The organism is Nocardia sp. NPDC004123 (assembly GCF_053603795.1).
This window is the reverse complement of the sequence record NZ_JBSGGG010000020.1, coordinates 154,569-177,686: the sequence shown is the minus strand read 5'-3', so window position 1 is coordinate 177,686 and position 23,118 is coordinate 154,569. Positions and strand designations below refer to the sequence as shown.

Annotated in this window: 24 protein-coding genes and 1 pseudogene; 19 read left to right on the top strand and 6 right to left on the bottom strand. The window is 65.8% G+C overall.

Going from position 1 to position 23,118, the window contains the following annotated elements:
* Positions 1-27: 27 nt before the first annotated feature.
* Positions 28-1,164, bottom strand: a complete 1,137-nt coding sequence (locus ACWEQQ_RS28650) for an acyl-CoA dehydrogenase family protein (protein ID WP_452350438.1) — start codon at positions 1,162-1,164, stop codon at positions 28-30.
* Between the two features lie 182 nt (positions 1,165-1,346).
* Between ACWEQQ_RS28650 and ACWEQQ_RS28645 the strand changes: the two genes are divergently transcribed.
* From ACWEQQ_RS28645 to ACWEQQ_RS28630, 4 genes are read left to right on the top strand one after another with little or no spacing between them, the layout of a single operon-like run.
* A complete protein-coding gene (locus tag ACWEQQ_RS28645; protein ID WP_452350437.1) occupies positions 1,347-2,492 on the top strand; it encodes a CaiB/BaiF CoA transferase family protein in 1,146 nt (381 codons plus the stop codon).
* Positions 2,493-2,508: 16 nt separating this feature from the next.
* A complete protein-coding gene (locus ACWEQQ_RS28640; RefSeq protein WP_452350436.1) occupies positions 2,509-4,242 on the top strand; it encodes a class I adenylate-forming enzyme family protein in 1,734 nt (577 codons plus the stop codon).
* Positions 4,243-4,244: 2 nt separating this feature from the next.
* On the top strand, positions 4,245-5,426 hold the full coding sequence (locus ACWEQQ_RS28635) for an NAD(P)/FAD-dependent oxidoreductase (RefSeq protein WP_452350435.1): 1,182 nt from the start codon (positions 4,245-4,247) through the stop codon (positions 5,424-5,426).
* Between the two features lie 2 nt (positions 5,427-5,428).
* Positions 5,429-5,914, top strand: coding sequence for a nuclear transport factor 2 family protein (locus ACWEQQ_RS28630; RefSeq protein WP_452350434.1), 486 nt, complete (start codon positions 5,429-5,431; stop codon positions 5,912-5,914).
* Here ACWEQQ_RS28630 and ACWEQQ_RS28625 read toward each other — a convergent pair.
* Positions 5,809-6,510, bottom strand: a complete 702-nt coding sequence (locus ACWEQQ_RS28625) for a TetR/AcrR family transcriptional regulator (RefSeq protein WP_452350433.1) — start codon at positions 6,508-6,510, stop codon at positions 5,809-5,811. The genes ACWEQQ_RS28630 and ACWEQQ_RS28625 overlap by 106 nt on opposite strands.
* Positions 6,511-6,656: 146 nt before the next feature.
* Between ACWEQQ_RS28625 and ACWEQQ_RS28620 the strand changes: the two genes are divergently transcribed.
* The 10 genes from ACWEQQ_RS28620 (at position 6,657) to ACWEQQ_RS28575 (ending at position 15,409) form a co-directional block, all read left to right on the top strand.
* A complete protein-coding gene (locus tag ACWEQQ_RS28620; RefSeq protein WP_452350432.1) occupies positions 6,657-7,427 on the top strand; it encodes an enoyl-CoA hydratase/isomerase family protein in 771 nt (256 codons plus the stop codon).
* Positions 7,424-7,909, top strand: a complete 486-nt coding sequence (locus tag ACWEQQ_RS28615; RefSeq protein ID WP_354850011.1) for a MaoC/PaaZ C-terminal domain-containing protein — start codon at positions 7,424-7,426, stop codon at positions 7,907-7,909. Before ACWEQQ_RS28620 ends, ACWEQQ_RS28615 begins: the two co-directional genes overlap by 4 nt.
* A gap of 3 nt (positions 7,910-7,912) precedes the next feature.
* Positions 7,913-9,133, top strand: a complete 1,221-nt coding sequence (locus ACWEQQ_RS28610; protein ID WP_452350431.1) for a thiolase family protein — start codon at positions 7,913-7,915, stop codon at positions 9,131-9,133.
* 10 nt (positions 9,134-9,143) lie between these two features.
* A complete protein-coding gene (locus tag ACWEQQ_RS28605; RefSeq protein ID WP_452350430.1) occupies positions 9,144-9,554 on the top strand; it encodes a Zn-ribbon domain-containing OB-fold protein in 411 nt (136 codons plus the stop codon).
* Positions 9,538-11,148 carry a class I adenylate-forming enzyme family protein gene (locus tag ACWEQQ_RS28600; protein WP_452350429.1) on the top strand — a complete coding sequence of 537 codons (1,611 nt, stop codon included), beginning with the start codon at positions 9,538-9,540 and terminating at the stop codon, positions 11,146-11,148. Before ACWEQQ_RS28605 ends, ACWEQQ_RS28600 begins: the two co-directional genes overlap by 17 nt.
* Before the next feature lie 27 nt (positions 11,149-11,175).
* On the top strand, positions 11,176-12,345 hold the full coding sequence (locus tag ACWEQQ_RS28595) for a thiolase family protein (RefSeq protein ID WP_452350428.1): 1,170 nt from the start codon (positions 11,176-11,178) through the stop codon (positions 12,343-12,345).
* Positions 12,346-12,379: 34 nt separating this feature from the next.
* Positions 12,380-13,222, top strand: a complete 843-nt coding sequence (locus tag ACWEQQ_RS28590; protein ID WP_452350427.1) for an enoyl-CoA hydratase/isomerase family protein — start codon at positions 12,380-12,382, stop codon at positions 13,220-13,222.
* The gene (locus ACWEQQ_RS28585) at positions 13,219-13,875 is read left to right on the top strand and encodes a TetR/AcrR family transcriptional regulator (RefSeq protein ID WP_452350426.1); all 657 of its coding nucleotides are present in this window, start codon (positions 13,219-13,221) and stop codon (positions 13,873-13,875) included. The genes ACWEQQ_RS28590 and ACWEQQ_RS28585 overlap by 4 nt, the downstream gene beginning before the upstream one ends.
* 72 nt (positions 13,876-13,947) lie before the next feature.
* Entirely contained in the window at positions 13,948-14,514 is a 567-nt protein-coding gene (locus tag ACWEQQ_RS28580) for a TetR/AcrR family transcriptional regulator (protein WP_452350425.1), read from the top strand.
* A gap of 148 nt (positions 14,515-14,662) precedes the next feature.
* The gene (locus ACWEQQ_RS28575; RefSeq protein WP_452350424.1) at positions 14,663-15,409 is read left to right on the top strand and encodes an SDR family NAD(P)-dependent oxidoreductase; all 747 of its coding nucleotides are present in this window, start codon (positions 14,663-14,665) and stop codon (positions 15,407-15,409) included.
* Positions 15,410-15,936: 527 nt separating this feature from the next.
* Here ACWEQQ_RS28575 and ACWEQQ_RS28570 read toward each other — a convergent pair.
* Positions 15,937-16,203, bottom strand: a complete 267-nt coding sequence (locus ACWEQQ_RS28570; RefSeq protein WP_452350423.1) for a hypothetical protein — start codon at positions 16,201-16,203, stop codon at positions 15,937-15,939.
* A gap of 638 nt (positions 16,204-16,841) precedes the next feature.
* On the opposite strand from ACWEQQ_RS28570, the gene ACWEQQ_RS28565 reads away from it, so the two are divergent.
* The 4 genes from ACWEQQ_RS28565 (at position 16,842) to ACWEQQ_RS28550 (ending at position 19,437) form a co-directional block, all read left to right on the top strand.
* On the top strand, positions 16,842-17,651 hold the full coding sequence (locus ACWEQQ_RS28565; protein WP_452350422.1) for a hypothetical protein: 810 nt from the start codon (positions 16,842-16,844) through the stop codon (positions 17,649-17,651).
* Between the two features lie 19 nt (positions 17,652-17,670).
* Positions 17,671-18,330 (top strand): cytochrome c oxidase subunit 3, encoded by a 660-nt coding sequence (locus tag ACWEQQ_RS28560; protein WP_452350421.1) that lies wholly within the window; start codon positions 17,671-17,673, stop codon positions 18,328-18,330.
* Positions 18,331-18,333: 3 nt separating this feature from the next.
* The gene (locus ACWEQQ_RS28555) at positions 18,334-18,627 is read left to right on the top strand and encodes a cytochrome C oxidase subunit IV family protein (protein ID WP_452350420.1); all 294 of its coding nucleotides are present in this window, start codon (positions 18,334-18,336) and stop codon (positions 18,625-18,627) included.
* Between the two features lie 69 nt (positions 18,628-18,696).
* Positions 18,697-19,437, top strand: a complete 741-nt coding sequence (locus ACWEQQ_RS28550; protein ID WP_452350419.1) for an SDR family NAD(P)-dependent oxidoreductase — start codon at positions 18,697-18,699, stop codon at positions 19,435-19,437.
* Between the two features lie 41 nt (positions 19,438-19,478).
* Here the strand turns inward: ACWEQQ_RS28550 and ACWEQQ_RS28545 are convergent, their stop codons facing one another.
* Positions 19,479-20,612 carry a helix-turn-helix transcriptional regulator gene (locus tag ACWEQQ_RS28545; protein ID WP_452350418.1) on the bottom strand — a complete coding sequence of 378 codons (1,134 nt, stop codon included), beginning with the start codon at positions 20,610-20,612 and terminating at the stop codon, positions 19,479-19,481.
* On the bottom strand, positions 20,609-21,769 hold the full coding sequence (locus ACWEQQ_RS28540; protein WP_452350417.1) for a response regulator transcription factor: 1,161 nt from the start codon (positions 21,767-21,769) through the stop codon (positions 20,609-20,611). The genes ACWEQQ_RS28545 and ACWEQQ_RS28540 overlap by 4 nt, the downstream gene beginning before the upstream one ends.
* A 70-nt stretch (positions 21,770-21,839) precedes the next feature.
* Between ACWEQQ_RS28540 and ACWEQQ_RS28535 the strand changes: the two are divergent.
* Positions 21,840-22,237: pseudogene (locus tag ACWEQQ_RS28535) on the top strand (hypothetical protein); the annotation flags it as partial.
* Between the two features lie 168 nt (positions 22,238-22,405).
* Here the strand turns inward: ACWEQQ_RS28535 and ACWEQQ_RS28530 are convergent.
* Positions 22,406-22,666 (bottom strand): aldehyde dehydrogenase family protein, encoded by a 261-nt coding sequence (locus tag ACWEQQ_RS28530; protein ID WP_452350416.1) that lies wholly within the window; start codon positions 22,664-22,666, stop codon positions 22,406-22,408.
* Between the last annotated feature and the right edge of the window lie 452 nt (positions 22,667-23,118).

Below are 23,118 nucleotides of genomic sequence, written 5' to 3'. Positions count from 1 at the left end.
GTCAAGATCCGGTAGCCCGACAGCGGATCACAGGCCCATCTGCTTGGCGATGATGCTGTACTGAATCTCGTTGGTGCCGCCACCCACCATGCCGTGCTTGGCTTCCCGGAAGTAGCGCTCCATGTCGTAGTCGGGCAGAGTCGCGTAGCCGCCGAGGGCCTGCATGCCGTTGGTGGCCACCTGGAAAGCCGTCTTGGCCGCGAAGACCTTGGCGATCGAGACCTCCTTCAGGACCTTCTCGCCGCGGGCGAGCTTCGTCGCCGCGCTGTAGACCAGCAGGCGAGCCGCCTGCACCTCGCACTCGTCCTGCGCCATACGGTGCTTGAGCACCTGGAACGACGACAGCGGACGGCCGAACTGCGTGCGATCCTTCGTGTAGCGGATCGTATCGTCGAGCGCCGTCCGAGCGTTGCCGACGTAGGTGGCCGCCAGGCTCAACCGTTCCCACTCCAAGTGACCGCCGACGACCTTCCAGCCGTCGCCGGGTTCACCGATGATGTTCTCGATCGGGACGCGGGCATCGGTCAGGAATATCTCGGTGGTGCCGAGCGTCCGGCGCACGATGGTGTCGAGTTTGCGGACGTCGACCCCGTCGGTGGTGTTGGGCACCAGGATCATGCTCAAGCCCTTGTGCTTGTCCTCAGCGGTGCGGGCCATGACCGCGATGACCGTGTTCGGCAGATGCGCGCCCGAGCAGAACACCTTGTTGCCGTTGAGGACCCACGAATCCCCGTCCTGCACCGCGCGGGTACGTAGGCCGGCGGCGTCGGACCCCGCGTTGGGCTCGGTGATCGAGATACTGAACTTGGTGTCGCCGTCGAGGAAGCCGGGCAGGTACTTCTCGCGCTGGGCGTCGCTACCGTGGAAGGCGATGTTGGTGGCAGTGAACATCGAGGTCATGATCGCCGCGGCGAAGTCGAGGCTGTACTTGGCAATCGCTTCACAGAAGATCGCGTACATCACCGGGTCGGCTTCGAGACCGCCGTACTGCTCCGGGATCAGCAGCCCCAGCCAGCCGCGTTCGGCAATCTTCTTGTATGCGTCGTGAGGGAACTCGCGCGACTCGTCGTGCTTGCGGATGTACTCCAGACCGACCTCGCGATCCATGAAGGCGTGGACAGTATCGGACCACATCTGCTGCTCGTCGGTGAAACGGAAGTCCATGAACCCTCCTGAAGTGATGTAGGCCCGCAGCCCGATCGGCTGTGGTGTTGACCACACTAGCTGGTCGTGCTAGCAATAAACAAGTGATTGTTTTTTCGGGAGACAGCTGCGATCACCTCCCCCGTTCCCTACCAAGGATGGCGAGCCAGATGGGCCTGCACGATACCTACGAGGACATCAAGGTGCTCGACCTCACCGAAAACATCGCCGGTCCGCTCGCCTGCATGATCATGGCCGATCTCGGCGCCGACGTCATCAAGGTGGAACGCCCCGTCGGCGGTGACTCCACCCGGCTGCTACCACCCCAGCACGACGGCACGGGCACAGTCTTCTCCACCTACAACCGCAACAAACGCAGCGCGGCCCTCGACATCCGAACGCCGGCCGGTCGTGATGCCGTGCTTCGGATCGCCAAAGGCACCGACGTCTTCGTGGAATCGTTCCGACCCGGAGTCGCCGATCGGCTCGGGCTCGGGTTCGATGACCTCTGCGAGGTCAATCCCCGCGTCATCTACTGTTCGATCGACGCGTTCGGTAGCGGCTCGTTGGGTCGCAGCCGTCCGGGCTACGACGCGCTGGTCCAAGCGTTCACCGGGATCATGGCTCTTACGGGGGACCCAGCAGGGCGGCCGGCGCGCACTGCCCCCTCGGCCATCGACATCTCTACCGGGCTGTGGGCCGCGGTGTCGGTGATGGCCGCACTGGCCGACAGGGGGCGACGGTCTGCACCGATCAAGCTCGAATCGAGCCTGATCGACAGCGCGCTTTTCCTGATGTCGCACCAGATCGTCGGCCTGCTCGCAGCCGACTACCATCCACAGCGGATGGGCTCGGCGGCACCTAGCACCGCGCCATATCAGGAATACATGGCCAGTGACGGTTCGATCGTGGTTGCTGCGGCTACCGATGGGTTGTTCGCCAAGTTGTGCACAGCGATGGGGCTCGAGCATCTGACCGGGGATCCGCGGTTCGCCAAAGTCGAGGATCGAGTACTCCACCGCGAAGTGCTCAATACCAAGCTGGACACGGTCTTCGCCACACAGACCTGCGCGTACTGGCTCGAACGCATCGCCAACGCCGGTGTGCCGGTCGGACCGGTCAATTCCCTCGAGGCGGCCCTCGCACACCCCTTGACCCACGAGCGGGGGCTGGTTGTGTCCTTCCCCGCCGACGAAGTGCAGGTCCGTCTACCGATTGATCGAAACCGCGACATCCGATTGCAGCCACCCCCGAAGCTGGGACAACACACCGAAGAGGTCCTGCGCGAAGCCGGCTTCGACCCCGACGAGATCCGGGCCCACGCCCGCCCTGAGATCCCCCTTCCGTGAGACGGAGATCGCCACCATGACTATCGAATCCGCCACCGAGCGCCGCGCTGCACTCGACACTCGCTACACCCCGTGGCACACCCGCACCGTTGCCCAGCTGTTCGATGAGGTCGCCGCCGAACACCCCCAGCGCCCATTCATCTTCACCGATAAGCAGACCTACACCTACGCTGACACCCAGCGTTGGTCGATACGGCTGGCAGCCGGGCTGCTCACTATCGGAGTGCGACCGGGCGATCACGTCGCCGTCGACATGGCGAACCTGCCCGACTTCATCTCCCTCAAGCTCGCCATCTCCCGCCTCGGCGCGGTCTCGGTCGCGATCAACTACCTGCTGCGCCACGAGGAACTGGCGTATGTGCTGCGCCAGTCCGACGCGAAGGTCTTGATCACGATGGATCGTCTACGTGGGCTGGACTACCTGGACTGCCTGGACCGCATCGCGCCGAGCTGGGAAGAATCCGGGGGCGGGGTTACGGTCCCGCGGCTACAGCAGATCTTCGTGCGCCCCGTCGATCCGGCGACACCGCACCGGGGAGCACCGTTGTCGTGCCTCGAGGCCGCCGGCGCAGCGGTTACCGACGACGAAGTGCTGATGCTCACCCGCAGCACCGATACGCGGACGGTCTCCGACATCCTGTACACCTCCGGCACCACGGGTAAGCCCAAAGGTGTCATGTTGACCCATGACGCGGTCACCCGTACCGCCTACGCCTCGGCCTACACGCGGGCCTTCCAGGACGGCCGTCGAATCGGGTACGCGCTGCCGATGTATCACGTATTCGGCTACATCGAGGCCATGGTCGCAGCTATCTATGTCGGTGGCGCGGTCGCACCCCAAGTGGTGTTCGACCCCGCGAAAATGCTGCAGAGCGTGGCTCGTTTCCACATCGACGAGCTGATATGTGTACCGGCAATGACCACCCGCTTGCTCGAAGCCGCCGCCGAAGGCGACTTCGACCTGTCCGCGCTGTCGACGATGTTCTCCTCCGGCGCCCCGCACAGCCCCGGGATGTGGCAGCAGATGCTCGATGTCCTCGGTGTGCACGAACTGTTCACCGCGTACGGCCAGAGCGAGACCACCGCTTCAACGATGTGCACCCGACCCGGCGACCCGCTCTCACGCCTGCAGACGACCAACGGCACCGTCAAACCGGCCGCCGGGGCCGGTTCACCGGACTTCAAAGGCGCGATGGCGGTCTACAAGGTGATCGCGACCGACACCGGCGCAGATCTCCCCGCCGGCGAGGTTGGAGAACTGGTCGTGCGAGGTCCCGCAGTCACTCCGGGCTATTACCGCAAACCGACCGAGACCGCCGAGTTGTTCACCGAGGACGGGTGGATGCACACCGGTGACCTCGGCCGGCTCGACGAGGACGGCTACCTGACGCTCACCGGCCGAATCAAGGAGTCCTACCGTTTCGGCGGCGAACTGGTCCTGCCCTCGGAGGTTGAGTCGGTACTGAATCGCCACGAGTCGGTCCGGGTCGCCCATGTGGTGGGTGTGCCCCACGACCGTCTGGGCGAGGTCGGCTGCGCCGTCGTCGTCGCCGCCGAAGGCCGGACCGTCGACGAAGCCGAGCTAATCGCCTATTGCGGCGAACTATTGGCGCGCTTCAAGGTGCCTGCGCACATTCTCGTGATCGCCGAACGCGATCTCCCGGTCACCGTCACCGGACGGGTGCAGAAATTCAAGTTGGTGACCATGGCCGCCCAGGCCCTGGCAGCACGAGTCGAAACGGTGAGGTAGATATGCTCGACAGTGCCAATGACATCGTCATCGTCGGGGGCGGCCTCGCCGCTGTACGGACAGCTCAAGGGCTGCGCAACCTCGGCTACGGCCGCCCGATCCATCTGCTGAGCGAGGAAGCCACCGCGCCCTACGACCGCCCTCCGCTGTCGAAGGACTACCTGCTCGGCGAGCTCACCGAAGAGGACCTGGGTCTTCTCAACTCGAAGACCTCGGCCGCTCTCGATCTGTCCCTTCATCTCGGGCACCGAGTGGCCGCGCTCGACCGGGCCGGGCGATCGGTGCGGCTCGCCGACGGTGCCAAGGTTCCCTACGGGCAGCTCGTCGTAGCGACCGGAGCGACCGCGCGGCGTCTATCGGGACTCGACCCGTCCGAGCGGGTTCACTACCTGCGCACCGTAGATGATGCCGCGCGGCTGCGACAGGCACTGCTCTCCGCCGAACGAGTGCTGGTGATCGGCAGCGGCTTCATCGGACTCGAGGTCGCTTCCTCTGCCCGCCATCTCGGGCTCGAGGTCGACGTCGTCGCCGCTGACGAAGGGCCGATGATCTCGATCCTCGGCAGGGAGCTGTCGCAGTGGGTGGCATCGGTGCACGAGACGAACGGCGTACGCATTACGAGTTCCGTGCCGGTGTCCTCGGTGACCGAAAACGGCACCGGGATCACCGTCACGCTGGGCGACGGCACCTGGCGCAGCGCCGATCTCGTCGTGGTCGGTGCCGGTGTGGCCCGCGAACTCGACTGGCTCGCCGACGCGGGGCTGGCCGTCGACCGCGGCCTGATCTGTGATCTGGACGGGAGAACCAGCGATCCGAATATCTTCGGCGTCGGCGATATAGTCCGCGTGCGCGACCAACTCATCGACGAGGACATCCAGCACTGGACCGCGGCCGCCGACAGCGCCCGGCGCACAGCCCATGCCCTGACAGCAACCCCCTACAACGCCGATCTCGGTGATGGCTTCTTCTGGACCGAACAGTTCGGACATCGCCTGCAGTTCGCCGGCAGTGCCGCCGACGGCTGCACCCTCGAGGTACTCACCGGTTCCCTCGAGCAGGGCACCTTCGTCGCCAATGTTGTCGTCGATGGTGCCGTGACCGGCGTATTCGCTTCCAACAGCCCGCGCGAGTTCATCAGGAACCGCCTGGCGTTGCGCAAGCCCGCCCCGGCAGAGGGGCTGTGACGATGACCGACAATGCCCCGGATCCACGCTATCCGGTCCAGCGCGCGCTCGACCTCATCGACCGTCTCGAGCTCCTCGAGCTCTACGCGCGCTATACCCACGCGTTCGATCGCGCCGACGCCGCTGCATGTGCCGCACTGTTCACCGCCGACGGCGTCTTCACACCGCCGGGTGCGCCACCTGTCATCGGCCGACCGGCACTGGAGCAGTTCTTCGCGGTCGCAACGGCCCGCTCACACGGCAGCTCGCACATGGTGACCGACGTCCTGATCGACGCGGAACATCCAGCTGTCGCCCGCGGCACCGCCCGGGTCCTGGCAGTGCGCACCGAAGAGTCGGTGCTGCATCTTCTGGCGCTGGGCACCTACCACGATATTTTCCGCTACGACGGCCGGCGTTGGCTGTTCGGGAAGCGCACCATCGTCTCGGCTGTGCCTGCTGCACTGTCCGGAGCGGTCCTCGCCACCGCGAACTGGCCCGAACCATGACCAGCGCCGACACCGGCGAGCACGATCCGGGCAAGCGCTTCTCCGACGGCCGCCAGCGACGCAGGCCCGTCCGGGGACAGCCATTCCGGGCTCCAGTTCAGGATTCCGAGAATTCCGCGGACCGAGGATGCCTTGTCGGCCGCGAGGCGGAATTCGCCGGTCGCGACGCCCTCGTCGAGGATGTGCCCGACCACCCGTTCGTAGGCGTGGCGTTTGCCCACGATGCGGCGCCGGTCGGGCTCGTGGATGTGACGCCACTGGTGATAGACGACCAGCGCCTGGTCGATATCGGAGGCGACCACGCCGATATGGGCGTGAACCAACGCGCCCAGTCTCTGCGCCGGCGGGCCGACCAGGCGCGCGGTCGCCGCGAGATATTGGTCGATGCCCTGTTCGACGACCCGGACCAGCAGCGCCTGTTTGCTCTCGATGTGGGCGTAGACGCTGCCCGGCTTGATACCGAGCGCCTCGCCGAGGTCACGGATCGACGTGCCCGCGTAGCTCTGCGCGCTGAACAATCGGATCGCCTCGCGGACCAATTGATCCTGCTTGGTGGTTCGAACGGCTGGTGCAGCGGCACGGTTCGGTGGGGTCATCTCGGCTCCTCGCCGTCTGGGAAAGCTTCCGGCAATTCCATAAAACATACGTTTGTACAGTAGTAATCGCCAACCCTTGTTGCCCAGTTCACTGAGTGTTATGGTTCATAAACAAACACTTGTTCGTCCCATTGGGAGGAAGTCCGATGAAGCATTTCCCGGCACCGTTTGCCGAGTACTCGACGCAGTTCGAGAACATCCGCCTCGAACGTGACAACGGGATCCTGCTCGTCACGGTGCACACTGAGGGCAAAAGCCTCGTCTGGACCGCGACCGCCCACGACGAGCTCGCCTACTGCTTCCAGCACATCGCCTGCGATCGCGAGAACAAAGTCGTCATCCTGACCGGCGCCGGCGATTCGTTCTGCGCCGAGATCGACTTCACCTCGTTCAACCTCGGCACCCCCCACGACTGGGACGAGATCATCTTCGAGGGCCAGCGACTGCTCAACAACCTGCTCAGCATCGAAGTCCCGGTCATCTCCGCGATCAATGGCCCGGTCACGAACCATCCCGAGATCCCGATCGTCTCCGACATCGTCCTGGCCTCGGAGTCGGCCAGCTTCCAGGACGGCCCCCACTTCCCCTCCGGGATCGTCCCCGGAGACGGCGCGCACGTCGTGTGGCCGTACGTGCTCGGCCCCAACCGCGGCCGCCACTTCCTGCTCTCCGGCCGGGAACTCGACGCCCGCACAGCGCTCGAGTACGGCGCGGTCAACGAAGTGCTAGCCGCCGACGCGCTGCTGCCGCGCGCGTGGGAAGTCGCGCGCACCATCGCCGAGAAGCCCCTGCTGGCCCGCCGCTACGCGCGCAAGGTGCTTACCCGCCCGCTGCGCCGCCTTCTCGAAGCCGACCTCGGGTACGGGCTGGCGCACGAAGCGCTGGCCGCCATCGACCTCGGAATGGGAGAACAGTGACCACGGCCGAAGCAAGCGCCACCGCAGCCGAACGGCGATTCGAGGACTTCCCGGTCGGCACCGTGTGCACGACCGGCGGTCGCACGATCGATATCGGCGACATCTCGCAGTTCGCCGGCCTGACCGGTGACCACTACCCGCTGCACACCGACGAGCAGTACGCGAGCACGACCCAGTTCGGGACCCGCATCGCGCACGGGCCTCTGACCTTCTCGATCGCCGTCGGGCTGGTGGCCCTGGCCGGGTTCTACGGCGACGCGATCGTGGCGATGCGCGAGGTCCGCTCCATCAGGGCCCTCAAGCCGGTTCGCCCCGGTGACACCGTGCGGGTGCGCGCCGAAGTCGTCGCCGCGGATCCCTCTCGACGCCCTGATCAGGGGATTCTCTCAATCGACTACTCGATCCTCAACCAGAACGATGAGACGGTCATGACCGTCCAGATGGTTCTGCAGGCCAAACGTCGTCACGATCTGAAAGGCTGAGCAATGACCACGACCGATCTCGGCACGAACCCTATGGATGGCAGCCCGCTGGAAGCCGCCTTCATCGGTGTCGCCGAACTTCCGTCGGGCAAGTACCCCGAGCGGCCCTTCATCGGCTCGCTCGTCCAGGTCGCCGCGGCGGCCGTCAAGGATGCCGGATTGCAGATCGCCGACATCGACACCGTGCTGCTCATCCCGTGCTTGCACTCGCCCGACGACCAAGCCGACCTCATCTTCTCCCGAGTGATCGAAGAACTCGGCCTCCACGGCCGCGCCAAAGCCAGCGCGATGCTGCACTCGGGCGGCTCGACCAGCGACAACATCACCCGGGTAGCGGCCGGCCTCATCGCCAGCGGCCAGGCCAAGAACGTCCTGGTCGTCCAGGCCGACAAGTGGGGCTCGGCGCCGGTGGCCGACATGGTCGACATGCTCAGCGGCTACGGGATCCCGCGCGAGTGGGAACGCCCCACCGGGCTGACATTCAACGCGGTCGGCGGGCTGATCACGCAGCGCTACATGGCTGCGTCCGGCTCCACCGCCGAAGAGATGGCCGCGGTCTGCGTCGCACTGCGGCAGTGGGCTCGGCTCAACCCCAACGCGATGTACAAGGACAAGGACCTCACCATCGAGAAGGTCCTGTCCTCCAAGATGATCTGCGATCCCATCCACGCGATGGAATGCCCGATGCTCGCCGACGGCGCGGCCGCATACGTGATGACCAGCACCGCCAACGCCCGGCGCAACCACGACCGGTGGGCACGGATCGCCGGATCCGGCGGGTGTGTCTCGCACTACAGCATCGGCCAGGAGAACGACCTGGCGGTGCTGGGCTGGAAGACCGCCGGTGATCGCGCCTACGAGCAAGCCGGCTGGGGCCCCGACGACGCCGACATCGCCGAGGTCTACGACTCCTACGCCGCGGTGCTGACCATCGGGTTGGAAGGGCTCGGGCTGTGCAAGCCGAACGAGGGCGCACGGCTGTTCGCCGCCGGTGAGTTCTCTCCCGGTGGCCGCCTGCCGGTCAACACCAACGGCGGCCTGCTCTCGGCCGGACACACCGGCGTCGGCGGTGGGACCGCCCTGCTCGTCGAGGGCATCCGCCAGCTGCTGGGCCGCGCGGAAGCGGATCGGCAGATCCCGAACTGCAGGCGAGCGGTCTGCGGCGGCACCGGCGGCACATACATGGACAGCCAAGTGCTCCTGCTCGAGCGCGTGGACAAGTGAGGCAGAGACAATGACGACACCGTTGACCGAGCAGTACTACGCCGCGCTGGAGCGCGGGGAACTCGTGATCCAGCAGTGCGGCGACTGCGCCGCGCCGATCATGTACCCGAAGTACCTGTGCCCGGTGTGTGGCAGCACCGATCTGGGCTGGACTCCCGCCGCCGGCGGCGGCACCCTGCATAGTTTCACCATCCAGCGAATCGGCGCGCCGACCGGTTTCGAGGCCGACCTACCCTACACCCTGGGCGTGGTCAAACTCGACGAGGGAGTGCAACTGCTGGCCCGGTTGCGCCCGGGCGCCGACGGCGAATGGGACCACTACCGCTGCGACATGCGGGTGCGCTTCGACGCCACGCCGGATGGGGGACGCCACATCGCCTACTTCGTTCCGGAAGGACACGGCGATGACGCCGACTCCTGAGATGAACATCGCCGCCTTCCTGGCCAAGTCGGCGACCCACCATCCCGACCGTGCCGCGATCGTGCACGGCACGCGCACCATTACCTACGCCGAGCTCTACCGGCGCGCCCTGAATATCGGCGGCGAACTCCTCGGCCGCGGCCTGCAGCGCGGCGACCGAGTGGCCTTCGCGCTGCACAACAGCCCCGAGGTTCTTGAAACCGTGTTCGGTTGCCTGGCCGCCGGACTCGTCGTGGTTCCCATGAACGCCCGGCTGCACGCCAAGGAGATGGCCTACATCGCCCGCTCCTCCGGGGCCCGGGTACTCATCCACAGTGCGGCATTCGCCGCCGAGATCGAGCGCCACCTCACCGAATTCGACGGGATCGAGTGGCGCTTCGAGGTCAACGGCGAATCGGGAGCCGAGAACTATAGGAACCTGCTGAATTCGCCGGATGCCCTGCCTGCCGCGGTGGAGATCACCTCCGAGGACGCCAGCTGGCTGTTCTATACCTCCGGCACGACCGGCCGGCCCAAGGGCGCGACCTGGACCCACCGCACCGGCCGGGTCGTGGTGATGAACTACCTCTCCGATGTCTACAACATCGGGGCGGAGGACGTCGTGCTGCACGCGGCGCCGCTCTCGCACGGTAGCGGTATCGTCGCGCTGCCCACGATCGCACGCGGAGCGACCAACGTCATCCTCGACGCCCTCAGCTTCTCCCCCGAGCTGCTGTTCGAAACCGTTGCCCGGCATCAGGTCTCGCACATCGCGTTCCTCGCGCCGACACAGATCGTCGCGCTGCTCGACAAGTACGATCCAGCCCGTTTCGACCTGAGCACCCTCAAGGCCGTGTGCTATGGCGGTGCACCGATCTACCTCGAACACCTCAAGAGCGCCGTCGCGACCTTCGGACCGATCTTCTCCCAGATCTACGGGCAGGGCGAGGCACCGATCACCGCGACCGGGCTGGACCGGGCGATGCATGCTCGGTTCGCGGCCACCGACGACCCCCGCCTGGGGTCGGCCGGAATCGCGCGGACCGATGTCGAGGTCCGCGTGGTGGATCCCGACGGCCTGCCCGTCGCTGCCGGTGAGCCCGGCGAGATCATCGTCCGCGGCGATGTGGTGATGCGCGGCTACTGGAACAACCCCGAAGCGACCGCCGAGACCCTGCGTGACGGCTGGCTGCACACCGGCGACGTGGGCACCTTCGACGAAGGCGGCTACCTGTTCCTGCTCGACCGCACCAAGGACATGGTCGTCTCCGGTGGCAACAACGTCTATCCGCGTGAAGTCGAAGAGGTGCTCATCACTCATCCGGCGGTGGCCGACGTCGTGGTCTTCGGCATCCCCGACGAGTACTGGGGTGAGGCGGTACACGCCGTCGTAGTGCTCGAAGAGGGGCAGCACGCCGACGCCGACGAACTGATCCGCTACTGCGCCGACAGCCTGGCCGGTTACAAGAAGCCCAAGGCCGTGGAGTTCGTTCCCGATCTTCCGGTCAGCGCGTACGGCAAGGTCCTGCGACGCGAGGTTCGCGATCGCTACTGGATCGGGCACGACCGCAAGGTCGGCGGCGGCGCACGCGGTGTCGCCGCGCCGACACCCTGACCGGTCCCGGAATCCCAGGAGACAGCTGTGAACAGAGTATTCATCGCCGGCGTGGGCATGACACCATTCGTCAGCCGGACCGACCGCAGCATCGGCAGCCTGGCCGGTGCCGCCGCCGCGGAGGCGCTGCGCGACGCCGGGATCGAGGTGTCGGAACTGGGACGCCTCTACTTCGGCAACGGCGCGGCCGGGCTGCTGACCGGACAGGAGATGATCCGGGGCCAGGTCGCGCTGCGGCGCACCCCGCTCGCGGGAATCCCGCTGGTGAACGTCGAGAACGCCTGCGCCTCGGGAAGCAGCGCGATTCTGGGCGCCTTCGACGCAATCAGCGCAGGACGCTGCGACGTGGCCTTGGCCGTCGGAGTGGAGAAGCTGTCCAGCGAGGACAAGCACCGGACCTTCGCCGCGATCCGCGGAGCCACCGACGTCTCCGACATCGACGAAGACGACGCTTCCCGCGAGCTGAAGAGTTCGGCGCTGCTCGACGTCTACGCCGAGGAGGCGCAGACCTACATGGTCGAGTACGGCGCCTCGGTCGAGGACTTCGCTGCCGTGGCGGTCAAGAACCGCACCCACGGAGCCCTCAACCCCCGCGCCCAGTTCACCGCACCGCAAACCGTCGAAGACGTACTCGCGGCACGGATGATCGTGGACCCGCTGACACTGCCGATGTGCTCGCCCACCACAGACGGAGCGGCGGCGGTGCTCCTGGTCTCGGAACGGTACCGCGCGCGGGCCGGAATCAGCGGGTGTGAGATCCGCGGCATCGACGTGGCATCTGGCACCGGTGCGGGGTCGGCACCGGTGGCTCGGGCCGCGCGCGCAGTCTACGACGCCAGTGGAATCGGGCCGGAGGATCTCAACGTCGTCGAAGTTCACGATGCCGCTGCCCCGTCGGAAATCCTGCAGTACGGGGAGATCGGGCTCTGTGCCGAGGGCGAGGGCCATCTGCTTCTCCGCAAGGGCCAAACCAGTCTTGGGGGCCGGGTTCCGGTCAACACGAGCGGAGGTCTGCTCAGCCGGGGCCACCCACTCGGGGCCACGGGATGCGCGCAGATCGTAGAGCTTTTCGACCAGCTGACCGGCCGAGCAGGATCCCGGCAGGTAGAGGGCGCGCGGACGGCGCTGGCCGTCAACGCCGGTGGATGGCTCGCCGGCGCCTACGCCACCACAGTGGCCACCGTTCTGACCCGTTGAGGACCGCCGTCCTCCACCGACCGAAGGAGCAATCGTGCGGCAGCAACTCGAGACGCTGTACGTCGATCGCATCGACAACATCGCCGTCATCACACTCGATCGGCCCGATCGCGGCAACGGTGTCGTGCCCGAACTGATTCGCGACTTCATGCGCGTCCTCGACGTTCTCGAAGCCGATCGCGAGGTGCGCGCGCTGGTGCTCACCGGCGCCGGAAAGCAGTTCTCGGCCGGCGCCGATCTGAAGGCCATGAAGGACTACCTCGACAACCGTCACCAGGTGGACCACGAGCCCTACAACGCGCGCATCCTGTTCCCGCTCACCCAGCGCATCGTCGCCTCACGCCTGCCCGTGATCGCCGCCATCAACGGCGGTGCCACGGCCGGGGGGCTCGACCTCGCACTCGCCTGTGACATCCGGATCTGCTCCGAGCGGGCGAAGCTGGGCGAGACCTACATCAACATGGGCCTGCCACCCGGCAACGGCGGAACCTACTTCCTGCCGCGGCTGATCGGCTCCGGGATGACCGCCGAGCTTGCGTTGACCGGCGACGTCATCGACGCCCAGCGCGCACTCGACATCGGGCTGGTCAATCGCGTCGTCGCCGCCGAGGAGCTGCTCGAGCAGGCGACCGCCCTTGCACACCGGATCGCCACGAAGTCCTGGCGTGCAGTGGAGGCCACCAAACAGGCGCTGCGATCGAGCTGGCAGGTCGACCTGGCCACGTCTATGACCAGCAGCTACTGGGCGATCGCCGCCCTGCACTACAACCCCGACCTACGGGAGGGCGTGACGGCGTTCCTCGAGAAACGGCCCGCGCACTTCAATCAGGGGAAATTTAACCCGGAATCTACTGTCCCGCAATCAGTTTCGCAGTGAACGACATCAGCACCGAGCCAGCGGCGTCCCCCCGGCAGACGATCCTCGCCGCAGCGACGACACTATTCGGCGAACGGGATTACCCGGCTGTCTCGATCCGCGATATCGCGCGTGCGGTCGGCATGCTGCCGGGAAGCATCTACGCCTTCGTCACCAGCAAGCAGGCGATGTTGCACGAGATCGTCGACGTCGGCATCCGTGAGTTCCTCGCCGCTGTCGATTCCATCGACGCCGGGCTGACTCCCGGTGAGCGGCTCCGACAGGCTGTCGCGGCCCATCTGTCGCTGGTCGCCGGGAATCCCGAACGTGCCCTGGTCGTCTTTCACCAGTGGCGCTTCCTTGGAGAGAGCGCACGCGCCGACGTGGTCGCATCGAGGCGCCGCTATGAGATGTACTACCGCGAAATCATCAGCGATGGTGTGCAATCCGGCGCGTTCCGTGCCGACCTCAACATCCGGTTCGCCACCTTGGCAGTACTGGGAGCGCTGAACTGGGCACCGGAATGGGTTGCGCCCACCGGTCTCGAGCTTGCGCCGACCGATGTGCCGATAGCCGACTTTCTCCTGGCCGCTCTGGCTGCGGGGTATCCACAGACGCCGACCGTGGAACAACTGTTTGTTGGGCAGACGTGTAATCTGCACGTGGACGAGTGAGAGAACCACGAGCAGGAGGGGTAAATGCCACCGCGGGCCAAACGCATACGCAGCACGACCAAGACCGGGCCCGTGACGATCGTTCAGATCCGTGAGGCCGCCCTGACCCTGTTCAGCGACAAGACCTTCCCGGTGATCGGCATGCGCGACATCGCCGACGCCGTCGGACTGCTACCGGGAAGCCTCTACGCCCACATCACGAGCAAAGAGGAACTCCTCGCCGATATCGTCGCCGAGGGCATCACGAACTACCTGACCGAGTTGCTACCGTTCGCCAAATCGGACGATTCCGCGCCCGAACGGATGCGCGGGGCGATCCGCGCCCACGTCCGGGTGCTTTCGAAAACCGTTCAGCAGACGCGCGTGGCGTTTCACCAGTGGCAATACCTCAGTAACGAGCCACGCGAGCGTGTCATCGCCCTGCGCCGACAGTACGAGGACGTGTTCACACAGATCTACCGCGACGGTGTCCGAGAGGGTTCGTTCCGGGAGGCACGCAACGAGCGGATCGCCGTGCTGGCCGTGATAGGCATGCTCACCTCGGCGGCGGAGTGGTACTCCCCCGAAGGCCGCTTGGGCACCGAAGAATTCGGCGAAGCACTGGCCGACTCCGCCGTCGACGGGCTGACAGCACCCTGACGTAGGGCCGCGGCACCTTGGCCGTTCTGCATCATGGACAAACAATCGTTTGTTATGCCAGGCTGAGGCGGAGCCGTTCGGGCTCGTTACAACCATCGCGCCGCCGGGCCCGCGCCCCGCGGCGTACTCGACATAGAGGTGAAGAACCATGGGACGTCTGAGCGGGAAGACCGCGATCATCACTGGAGCAGCACAGGGCATGGGCGAAGCGCACGCCCGCCGATTCGTCGCAGAGGGAGCCCAGGTCGTCCTGACTGACCTCAACGAAGACCGCGGCCGCACCATCGCGGCCGAACTCGGCGATAACGCGGTGTTCCTCCGCCACGACGTCACCTCCTTCGCCGACTGGCAGCGGGTCGTCGCCGACACCGAGAGCCGTTTCGGGCGCATTGACATCCTGGTCAACAACGCCGGCATCCTGGGCCCCATAAGCTCGATCCTCGACATCGACGAGAAGGATTATCTCGATGTCATCGCCGTGAACCAGCACTCCCAGTTCTACGGTATGAAAGCGGTCATTCCCTCCATGCAGGCTGCGGGCGGCGGCTCGATCGTCAACATCTCCTCGGTTGCCGGCGTCGTGTCCATCGTCGGCGCCCCCAACCTCGCCTACGTCGGCAGCAAGTTCGCCATCCGCGGCATAACCAAGCACACCGCTGCCGAATTCGGGCCGCAGAACATTCGCGTCAACTCGGTCCACCCGGGCTACATCAAGACGCCCATGATGGCCGCGGCCACCGACGCCGACGGCGGAGGCATCTCCGCGCACGTGCCACTGCGCCGGATGGCGGACCCCGATGAGGTTTCGCAACTGGTCCTGTTCCTGGCCAGTGACGAATCCTCCTACATCAGCGGCATGGAGCACATCGTGGACGGCGGTCTCACCGCCCAGTAGGCACCGCAGCCCGGTGCGGGACGAGACCGGGGCAGTCGAAATGGCCGACTCGACTGCCCCGGTCTCGCTTGTCATCCGATCCCCTGACTCGTCGGAAGCGGCTCACCAGCCGCACAGTTGGGCGAACTGCCGCTGATGGTCGTCGACAACCACGCCTCGGCCTTCCGACGCCCGGAACACCCACAGCGAGATCGTGAGCCCAGATCGTCCACGGCAACACCTCCGCCGAGATTCGTAGCGGGCGACCGGGACGAACACGTGAGCTATCGCGGCGGCGAGATCCCACCTGTGGTGCGGGCTCGGCAACGACGCGGCGCGCTCACCCTGGGCAAGCGCCTCGACCCCCGACCTGGCAGGCGTGTAGGTGTAGCGCTCGACGATGTCCCCCGCCAAGACCCGCGAGTCGGTCGGACAGTCCGATCGCGAGATCGTCGAGGCCGAGAACGAGCGCCTCGACGTCGGGATAATCGTTGAGCGGGAACGTGATCTGGTCGATGCCCATCTGCGCTTGTCCGATCGCGAGCGAATCACATCTCACATTGCGGGCAGTCTTCCTCGATATCTTGCTGAACACGGTCGAATACGCCGCCACTACCGGATAGTCCGAACGTCCCTACGCCGATCGAGATCGGCCGACGGACATCGACGAGGACCTCGACGGCGAGAATCCGCTCGCTCTCCCCGATGACCGAGGAGTCCAGGCATGTGAAGGTCAGCCCGGTGCCCGGTCCGTCGACGGTGTGCGGGGCCAAATCAGGGACCCCGAGACTGTCGAGCTCGGCCAGTTGCCTCACGAATTCCCGCGCGAGAAACCGTTGTAGCCCGACGCATCCGGCCGCAGCACAATAGCCTCGCCGAAGCCCCGGTCAGCACCTGGCCGGTGTACTCGCACGCATACGCACCACGACTGATGTAGACGATCCGTTTGCCGGCCGGAATCAGCTTCCGCACAGGCTCACCGATGCCGGCGGTAGGGGACCTCGCGGCCGTAGCGCTCCACGAGCTGATGAGTCCGGGTCCGCAGAGTCGAAACCCTGTGCGCCCGCGCCCTGTCGGTCCTCCTCGCATGGCACATTTCGATATCAACACCAGCAGGCCGGCGATCCTTGTGGCAACGCGCTTTCACGCTGCTGCCTTGGTCGGTTCGGATCGCCCGAGGTGCGTCTCCCTTCTGCCGGTCACTCGCCAGCCGACGCGACATGCACCGGCAGAACACATGACCGTGAATCACATCACAAAGCGAGTCGAACGATGCCAGATGCCGTCTACAAACGTTTGTTCGTTTCTGTGGTCCGGTGTACCTACGACTTCCGAGGGACAGAAATCCCCCGCCGGTACGACGAGTGAGCGAGGGCGATTCCCGACACTTGAGACCTGGCTCACGATTCCGAACCCATTCGGAGCCAACCCCTTTCGACCAAGAGGAGACGTCATGAGTCTCAGGGAATCCGTGGCGGGCCGCTCCGCCGAAACACTCGCCGCCACCGATACGGCTGCTCCCCGCTCGCCCGAGGCGCAGAGCATGAACCGCACAGCTCAGCTGCTGTGCGCCTGGGGTGGGCCGCTGATGATCTTCTTCTTCGGCATCGGCAGCGTCTGGCTCGCCCGCTACTTCCCGCCCGAGATCCTGCCGGGCGACTCGGCGCAGACGGTCGCCGACTTCTACGCCAAGCACACAACACGCATCCGAATCGGCCTCATCTTCACCGCCTGCGCCTACGGGCTGATGGGCACCTGGGGCGTGGCGATGGCGGTCCAGACCAGGCGCAAGGAGGGCGCCTTCCCGGTCCTGACCTACGTCCAACTGACCGGCATGGCCACCGGCACAGCCCAGATCGTTGTGATGGCCGGCGTCTGGGCGGCGGCCGCCTTCCGGCCCGGTGAGATCTCGCCCGAGATCACCCAGACGCTCAACGATCTCGGTTGGATGCTCTTGCTGGGAACGTGGATGCCGTTCACGATCTGGGCGATCGCGCTCGGCCTGGCCATCCTCATGGACAAGACCAACGAGCCCGTCTTCCCCCGCTGGAGTGGCTACCTCAGCATCTGGACCGGAATCCTCTACATCCCCGGTTCGGGCGCCTGGTTCTTCAAGGGTGGCGCGTTCGGCTGGAACGGCATCATCGCGCTGTGGGAGGTGTTCATCATCTTCGGCATCTGGGTGGTGACCTTCAGCTACTTGTCGATGCGCAACGTTCGCCGCGGCCTGGTCCACAGCCAGGACCTCCCGGCGGAGCGATGACGATCGGAGGACCACGGTCGTGAACTCAGCTCGATCTATCGACGCGTTCGAGACCGAGTTCGCAGACCCCTTCGGAGGAGCGACGCGGAATGCGCTGCACGGCACGCCGCGCCGCTCCTCATCCGGGCCGCCCGTACCGGGCGAAGTCGGAGTGTGGGTCTTCGTCCTCGGCGACATGATCGTCTTCTCGGTATTCTTCGGTGTCTTCGCCTACAGCAGGTCCAGCCAGGTCGAGGTCTTCGAACAGGCCAGGACGACGCTGAACCTGGGCCTCGGCGCCATCAACACCCTGCTGCTGCTCACCGGATCGCTGTTCGTCGCGCTCGCCGTCCATGCAGTGCGCGCGAACGCGGATCGGCTGGCGGCCCGGCTCATCGCGCTGGCCCTGCTCTGCGGCACCGCCTTCGTCGCGAACAAAGCGATCGAGTATCACAGCGAGGTCAGCACCGGACACACACCGGGCACCAACGACTTCTACATGTACTACTTCGTCTTCACCGGAATCCACCTGCTGCACCTGTTACTCGGGCTCGTGGTCCTGACGATCATGTGGCGCCTGGTCCGCCGCCGCGTCGCAACGCTCAAGGACCACGCCACCCTGGAATCCGGCGCGATCTACTGGCACCTCGTCGATCTGCTCTGGATCATCCTGTTCCCCCTCCTCTACCTCGCGAGGTGACCCATGACCGAGTTCCTGTCCACCGGTAGCGGGCGCTCGCTCGGGCCGCAGGCCCGAACGTTGCTGCTCGTCTGGACCGCCCTGATGGCCGCAACGCTACTGTCGTGGTACCTCGGCGCCGGAAACAGCACCAAGAACGCCGCGATCGTCGTAATCGTCGTCGGCGTCGTGAAAGTCCAATTGATCGGCGACCATTTCATGGAGTTACGGCACGCCCCGCTCGCGCTGCGGCTGCTCTTCGGCGGTTGGTGCCTCGTCGTGGGCACCTCCCTGACCGCGATGTTCGTGCTCGCCTGACATCTACAAGACGCCCGCCGGGCCCGCGCAGCGCACAGCCCGAGCCCCACTCAGAGAATCGAGAACCCAATGAGCACACGTCTGTACGGCAAAGTCGCCATCGTCACTGGCGCCGGTTCCGGCATCGGTGCGGCGACAGCCCGGCTGTTTCGCCGCGAAGGAGCAGCCGTGGTCGTCGCCGATGTGTCCGGCAATGAGAAGGCCGTCGCCGACGAACTCGGGGAACACGCCCTGGCCGTGCACACCGACGTCGCGAACGCGGCCGACGTCGAGTCCCTCGTACAGACGACCTTGGACCGGTTCGGCCGCCTCGACGTGCTGTACAACAACGCCGGAATCGACGGCGACCAGGCCCCGACCGGCGAATATCCCGAACAGGAATGGGATCGTGTGCTGGCAGTAAACCTCAAGGGCGTTTTCCTCGGCATGCGCTTCGGCATCCCAGCGATGCTGCGCACCGGCGGAGGGTCGATCATCAGCACCGCCTCGATGGCCGCCACCGTCGCGTTCGCGAACATGCCGGCCTACTGCGCGAGCAAGGCCGGGATCGTGATGCTGACCAAGACCGCGGCCGTGGAATACGCCGACCGAGGCATCCGCGCCAACGCCATCCTGCCGGGCGTCATCAGCACCGGAATGACCCCGAACCTGCCGGCCGATCTCATCGCCGGCATCGAGGCCGCCACTCCACTGAAGCGGATCGCCCAGCCTGAGGAAGTCGCCAACCTCGCGCTATTCCTCGCCGGTGACGAATCCTCGTTCGTGACCGGCGAGAGCATCCTCGTCGACGGCGGGTACTCCGCGCACTGATCCGGGTCGTGCGCTCCGCTCGCTAGAACGGAGCGCACGACTCACCCCTGCTTTCGTACCGGACCGGCCCCCACGCGAAGCGCGATGGCCTGAGCACGGTTCTCCACCCCCAGCTTCACCAGGATCCTCGTGACATGCGTTTTGACCGTCACCGCCGCGATGCCCAGCGACTCGGCGATCTCGCTGTTGCGTGCACCATCGGCCACGAGTTCGAGCACTTCCCGCTCGCGCGCGGTCAGCCGCGCCACCCGCTCGTCTGCGTGCGCGCCACCGCGCACCCCCGGTCCCGCCGGACCCGGCCATCCGAGGCCGTACTCGCCGAACAACGGACGAGCGAGCACTTCGTCCAGTCCCCGCTCCAGATCCGCGACCGCGGCCTCGAGGCGGGCCCGTCGAGCTCCCAGCTGCTCGAGCAGCACATTGCGCTCGTAGATCCTGGCGAACTCCTCGGCGAAGACCCACATCATGCTGCGATCGACCAGATCGCAGGAGCGCCCCTCGGCCCCGTGGTCGGCATGCAGGAACCCGATCACCCGACCACCGGATACGATCGGCGCGACGACATAGGAATGCACTCCCGCCGCACGCACGATTCCCGCGATCCCGGGAACAGTCGTATCGCTGACGAGTTCAGGTGTACAGCACTGCAGCAGACGACGTTCCACGCTGGCAGCATCCAAAGAGATCGACGCATTCAGCCATTCCGCGGACCAGCGCTGCCGTAGCACCCCTGCATTGGCTTTCCACGGCCACCACCGCATGTCCTGCACCCGCGCCAACATCACGCGCCCGAAGCCCGACGAGTGAGACAGCGTGTCACAGACCCCGTCGATCAACTCCGCTGTCGTCGTTAGTCTCCGGAGCCTCGTCAGGCCGCGCTCACATCCATCCAGACGCCGGTGTTCGGACTCGGCGACGCTGCGCGCCCGAATCGCTACTGCCTGCTGAACTCGCCATCCCAATTCCGCCACAGCCCCGGCTGTAGGCGCACCATCGTGGTCGACCAGCCAGCGGTGAATCGCCGCCGCCAATGCGGGCAGCGAGGAACCGCAACCGAACGCGATGCAGCCCGTGATCTCTTCGAACTCGCACCACAACTCCGCATCCTCGCGCCAGCCACCGACAGCCGCGCCGATATCTCCCGGCGCACTCGTCGACTCAGACCCGGCACTCACGACCTACCGGCCTTCAGGTAGCGAGAGACAGCGTCAGCCCGACCGCACGCACGCAACTTCCGAATGACCGCTTGGACATGGGATTTGACCGTCTCCACGCCGATATACAGCTCCTCGGCGATCTGCCGATTCGTCAGCCCCGCAACGAGCAGCTCGGCCACATCGCGCTCTCTGGCACTCAACGGCGGCGAACCCGCCACCACCGCCCGAACAACCGGTGCGCGGCGACCGTCCGAAGCACCCGTTCGCCGCCCATAGCGCTCCAGTCCTGGTTCCGGAAGTCCCCCGGACAGGTCGTCGTCCATCTGCTGGAGCACACGAACGACCCGCTCACGCTGCTCACGCAGCCGCGCGCCGGTCGCCACCTTTTCCATGAGCAGACCCAGCCCTCGGACGAACGCATCACAGACGGTGCGCCCATGTCCGGTCCGGGCGAAGCAATCGTCGGCACCGGCAGCCAGCAGCACGCCGGCGACCCGGTCATCGGAACAGATCGGCGCGACAAGTTCCACGCCGTCGAGCCATCCCCCGCCATGCACCCGGACCTGCACCGTCTTTCGCTCACGGAGCACTTGCGGCGGCACGTCACCCGATCGCGGCAACGAACCGCCGTCGGGCGGGGCATCAAACTCGTCATGGTCCGGCCCCGCCGGGAACCAGACCGATTCCGCGTACCACCGCCCTTTCTCCACCCGCGCCATCACCGCGCCGGTGAGACCACAGCTTCGAACGAACTCGCGCGGAGCCGCCGCGATCAGCTCCGATGATGTCACCGCACCGCCGAGCCGGCCCAGTGCCTCCTCCACTCGCTGCAACATCAGCAACCGCTGCAGGAGGCTCTGCCGCTCGACATGCGCATCGATCTCGGTGATTGTCGTCAATGCCGCGAAATAGTCGGCGCGCCGATGTCCGTCGGAGGGGCTCTCCATGCCGGCGCGCAAACCCGCACGCACCGCATCGACGACGGAAGCACCCGGCCAGGTGACATCGCCCACGATGCCCGCACTGCGCGCGCCTTCCGCTACTGCCACGAATACCCGCGCAGTCATCAGCGGGTCGTCGAGCACCGCGAACCGACCCAACGTCGCTGACAATGCGATCAAGCCGGGCTGCGGCCAAGACTGGCGAAGCGAAGCCATCGACAACTCCAGACTCATAACAAACGATTGTTCAAATATTGCAGAACAAGCCACGTCCCGCACCCGAATCAGCCAGAACGACGGCGGGCTGAGCGAAGCCGCGCTGCGCCTGCGAACTCACCGTGCAGGTATCCACGAAACTCAACCGATTGCATATCGTGACCGGACGCACGGCACTGATCCTGCCGTCACTGGGACGCACCGATAGAAGACATCCGTGGTGGAGGCAGGCAATTCGGTCACCGTGAGAATTCGATGTCGGTGGTACACGCGTCGCGGGGTGGGTTGACACCGCCGAGTGAACACATCCGCAGCGAGGTATCCATCGTCTGTGGTCTCGCCGAGGCGATGTTCGGCCCAGCGCATCCCGTTCGGTGGAGCGAATTCGCCCACGACTACGACCGTATCCGAAACTCGATCGCCTGCGCGATCCCCGAGTTCGCCGATTTCAACGCTTGGGTGCGCCGACGTGACGGGTTCGTACTACGGCGTCAGCGTTCCTCCTCGTTCGAGGCGACCCCGGAGCGTTTCGGGGTCGTCGCCACTGCGCAGCGTGCGGGTGCGGCAGGCTTGTGCCGGCAGCGCGCGAGCACACGCACCGGTAGCCATAGGTGCACGACGCGAACGATCGCGGTGGTCAGGGTGCGGCTCCGTTCAGATCGCGAGGACCAGGTATTTCGTCTCGAGGTACTCGTCGAGTCCTTCGACACTGCCTTCCCGTCCGAATCCGGATTCCTTCATGCCGCCGAGCTGTATGGCAGGCTCGGAGACGACTCCTCGATTGACACCGACCATGCCGAACTCCAGCGCCTCGCAGACGCACACGACACGGGCGATATCCCTGGTGTACAGGTAGGCGGCCAGCCCGTTCTCGGTGCGGGCCATCTCCGCCTCGGCGGGCACACCGGTGAGCACGGTTGGCAAATATAAATAGTCGGCATCTCTGGAGATGCCTCCACCGCAGTGCTTCGTCGCTCCGCCCAAACTCGCCTTCGTCGACTCCGGCATTGCAGCACACCAGATCGGCGCCGACGCGTCGATGTTCCCTGGGCGCTGGTGCGCGACCAACGCTGCTACACCGAAAACCGCCCATGACTACCAAATCCGCTGCTTGACAACACCGTTGAGATTCCCAATGCCCGGCGGCGGTCGGGTCTTCGGCCTCGGCGGGACACTGGTCGATGACCACCTCGGCGCTGACGAACTTCTTGCCGCGCCCGCGGGTGGCGAGCTCTCGGGATCCGCAGTGTCCGCCCGGTCCGCAAGCATGCCGTCGCATGACGAGTGAGCCCCCGGCCTGCGACATAGAGCGCCTGATAGATCGCTTTCATGCGAGAAACGAGCCGACGCTGGTGGACTTCGGAATC

What these genes read in the sequence shown, in the direction of transcription:
- ACWEQQ_RS28650 (WP_452350438.1), bottom strand. Translation starts at nt 1,164, where the DNA reads ATGGACTTCCGTTTCACCGACGAGCAGCAGATGTGGTCCGATACTGTC.
- ACWEQQ_RS28640 (WP_452350436.1), top strand. Translation starts at nt 2,509, where the DNA reads ATGACTATCGAATCCGCCACCGAGCGCCGCGCTGCACTCGACACTCGC.
- ACWEQQ_RS28635 (WP_452350435.1), top strand. Translation starts at nt 4,245, where the DNA reads ATGCTCGACAGTGCCAATGACATCGTCATCGTCGGGGGCGGCCTCGCC.
- ACWEQQ_RS28630 (WP_452350434.1), top strand. Translation starts at nt 5,429, where the DNA reads ATGACCGACAATGCCCCGGATCCACGCTATCCGGTCCAGCGCGCGCTC.
- ACWEQQ_RS28625 (WP_452350433.1), bottom strand. Translation starts at nt 6,510, where the DNA reads ATGACCCCACCGAACCGTGCCGCTGCACCAGCCGTTCGAACCACCAAG.
- ACWEQQ_RS28620 (WP_452350432.1), top strand. Translation starts at nt 6,657, where the DNA reads ATGAAGCATTTCCCGGCACCGTTTGCCGAGTACTCGACGCAGTTCGAG.
- ACWEQQ_RS28610 (WP_452350431.1), top strand. Translation starts at nt 7,913, where the DNA reads ATGACCACGACCGATCTCGGCACGAACCCTATGGATGGCAGCCCGCTG.
- ACWEQQ_RS28605 (WP_452350430.1), top strand. Translation starts at nt 9,144, where the DNA reads ATGACGACACCGTTGACCGAGCAGTACTACGCCGCGCTGGAGCGCGGG.
- ACWEQQ_RS28600 (WP_452350429.1), top strand. Translation starts at nt 9,538, where the DNA reads ATGACGCCGACTCCTGAGATGAACATCGCCGCCTTCCTGGCCAAGTCG.
- ACWEQQ_RS28575 (WP_452350424.1), top strand. Translation starts at nt 14,663, where the DNA reads ATGGGACGTCTGAGCGGGAAGACCGCGATCATCACTGGAGCAGCACAG.
- ACWEQQ_RS28565 (WP_452350422.1), top strand. Translation starts at nt 16,842, where the DNA reads ATGAGTCTCAGGGAATCCGTGGCGGGCCGCTCCGCCGAAACACTCGCC.
- ACWEQQ_RS28555 (WP_452350420.1), top strand. Translation starts at nt 18,334, where the DNA reads ATGACCGAGTTCCTGTCCACCGGTAGCGGGCGCTCGCTCGGGCCGCAG.
- ACWEQQ_RS28550 (WP_452350419.1), top strand. Translation starts at nt 18,697, where the DNA reads ATGAGCACACGTCTGTACGGCAAAGTCGCCATCGTCACTGGCGCCGGT.
- ACWEQQ_RS28540 (WP_452350417.1), bottom strand. Translation starts at nt 21,769, where the DNA reads ATGAGTCTGGAGTTGTCGATGGCTTCGCTTCGCCAGTCTTGGCCGCAG.